The 2387-nt window shown below is 35.7% G+C and carries 4 protein-coding genes; all 4 read right to left on the bottom strand.

The window, feature by feature from the left end; genetic code table 11:
* Positions 1-133: 133 nt before the first annotated feature.
* Entirely contained in the window at positions 134-340 is a 207-nt protein-coding gene (locus AC6F8J_RS10615; RefSeq protein ID WP_500723231.1) for a tyrosine-type recombinase/integrase, read from the bottom strand.
* Positions 341-450: 110 nt separating this feature from the next.
* The gene (locus AC6F8J_RS10610) at positions 451-1098 is read right to left on the bottom strand and encodes a hypothetical protein (protein ID WP_500723229.1); all 648 of its coding nucleotides are present in this window, start codon (positions 1096-1098) and stop codon (positions 451-453) included.
* Positions 1098-1490, bottom strand: coding sequence for a hypothetical protein (locus tag AC6F8J_RS10605; RefSeq protein ID WP_500723228.1), 393 nt, complete (start codon positions 1488-1490; stop codon positions 1098-1100). The genes AC6F8J_RS10610 and AC6F8J_RS10605 overlap by 1 nt, the downstream gene beginning before the upstream one ends.
* A gap of 2 nt (positions 1491-1492) precedes the next feature.
* Positions 1493-2134 carry a hypothetical protein gene (locus AC6F8J_RS10600; RefSeq protein ID WP_500723226.1) on the bottom strand — a complete coding sequence of 214 codons (642 nt, stop codon included), beginning with the start codon at positions 2132-2134 and terminating at the stop codon, positions 1493-1495.
* Positions 2135-2387 lie beyond the last annotated feature (253 nt).

Below are 2387 nucleotides of genomic sequence, written 5' to 3'. Positions count from 1 at the left end.
GAAGAATGAGATTTAGACCAGTGAAAATTTAATTGCGTATAACATCGTATATCCGAACTTGGTTCGTATATCCTTCCAACCTATCGATATATCCGAACAGAGCTCGCATATACATCCCTCTGGTCGAACATCTTCAATCATCATCCTCTTCTCCTTTTATCTGTAAGCTATCCAGCGGATTTTTTATCTTCCCTATATCCCTGTTACTTACATGCGTATAGATTTCTGTTGTTTTTGAACTCTTGTGCCCTAACACCTCCTGGATATACCGCAGGTCAGTACCGCATTCAAGTAGATGCGTAGCGAAGCTATGCCTGAGAGATTGCACAGTCACGACCATGCAATAGAATTGCATGGCATCAACGTAAGTGCATGAGGATTATATAGTTCATCGATTGCTCTGGATGCTAATGACTAACGGGGGCACGAAAACAATAGGATGTTGGAAGTTTATTCTTCTTTTTTGTTCTTTGATTTTTGCCATTCGAATGGTTCTACAGGGCCTTTCTCATTGTTATACTCTATAAATTCTTCATTGGTTAGAGAATACCACTCATCATATGGATACCGTCTGAAATATTGAGCTATACTTTCACGATAATGTTGAAATGCGACTTTATTTAGCCGCCCCTTCCTTGATTCTTCGACACTTTGTTTAAAATAATCACTATTAACTTGAAACATAACATGGAAGTTAATTGCCATTCTTTCTTTAAAGCCTATATCTTCGTCACTTGGCAAATAAAACCAATGTGCATTGAGCCGAGACCTTTGTGTGATCATGCTGACCCATTTTTTAGGATTTTTCGGTAAATCCCCTCCAACAATTTCCTTAAAAGTCCTAATTTCGAATAAGGAGATAATCGGTGCACGACTAGCATCACAATCTTGCGTAGCAACAATACCCCAAGTTTGTCTCAACGGGGTAGCTACCACAATATCCTTCTTATCCTTTATTATTTGCCAACTTGACTCTTCGAATAACCCCTTATCAGATAATGTAACCACTTTGTTTAAATCTAATGATACCAATGGTAACGAGCAAAAAATATCTCCTTGCCTTACAGGTTGGTCTTTAGCTGGGTACTCGTAAATCACTAATCTTCATCCTCATCAAAAATAGATAAAAGCCTCGCCTCTTCTTTCACGTAGTCTTCCCATTTGTTTTCAAAAGTTCTAAGAGTACTTAATGCTAGCTCATAAGCTTGAATGGGAGTAAGTATTCGAGGACTCTCTGCAGTAGAAACTTTCTCCTTTAATTCTTGAATTAAATCGAGAGTATTTGTGAGTTGTCCACATGGCTCTGTTAAGGATGCGCATACATCAAATTCTTTCGTAGTAAAAGGAATACTTATAGGTCTTTTAATTTTTAGATAATTTTCATATTCAGAGGAGTCTGGGTACACGGGATCGGTTTCTTCAATAGAGGTTGATATAGTTCCGGTTGTATAAATACTCGGAGAAATTCCCGTCCAATTTTGTTCAAACATCTTTATCCCTCTATTTTATTTATCAACTTCAGTGCCTTATCTTCAAAGTCTTCAATAAAACCTGTAAGTTTTGTTCTTGAATGACTTCTATATACAAGTCTTAGATGATAGTGTGTATTAATTTGAGGTTCATACGGCCCAATAGTAATCTCAAACCATTCTGGTTCAATCGGTGTTTTTCCTTTTGATATTACTTTTATGGTAAATGGGGTCACATCTTCGCCCAAAACATCTTTGAACCGTGTAAATAATTCATTCTCACCGAAAATGTTTCCTATTTTTTCCAATGGCTTTTGATTAGAGCTTATTACTATGGTTCCAATAAGTTCATAGGCGATAACATTCTTTTCAATATCTTCATAACTACTACTAAGAAGTTCCATGACTTCATCAAAATACCTCGATACATCTTTTATCGAAAGTCCCTCAATTCCTAATGTTCTTCGTTGAGGTTCCACGGTGACAAAAACCTCACCTTTTTGTGTTCCTTTTTTAGCTAAAATACCTGATGCAGGTAAAAAACCTGGGCGAAAGTCGGGACAATTGTATTTTTTCTCCTTTAGTTTTTGAACTAGATTTGTATAATCGGGATGTAATAACCACATTGTATTAATGGTAAAATTAGAAGTTTCTATGTTTAGCATTAGTTCTCCTACTGTTAATATAACTTAACAACTTCATTTCTTTACAATATATTATTCTTCTGGTTTAGTCCTCCAAAGTATTTATATACTACCAATGTAAACCGTGTAAAACCTATGGCGTCAATCTGACGTCTGTTTAATTGTTGATTTTTCTGTACGAAATATTAAAATTTCCCTGCCATTTTCGTTATACATAGGCTGAATTCCTTCTTTATTATTCTGATAAAAAACTACCATCGGTAGTGATATATAT

The organism is Petrocella sp. (assembly GCF_059865615.1).
This window is presented reverse-complemented; position numbering and strand designations above follow the sequence as displayed.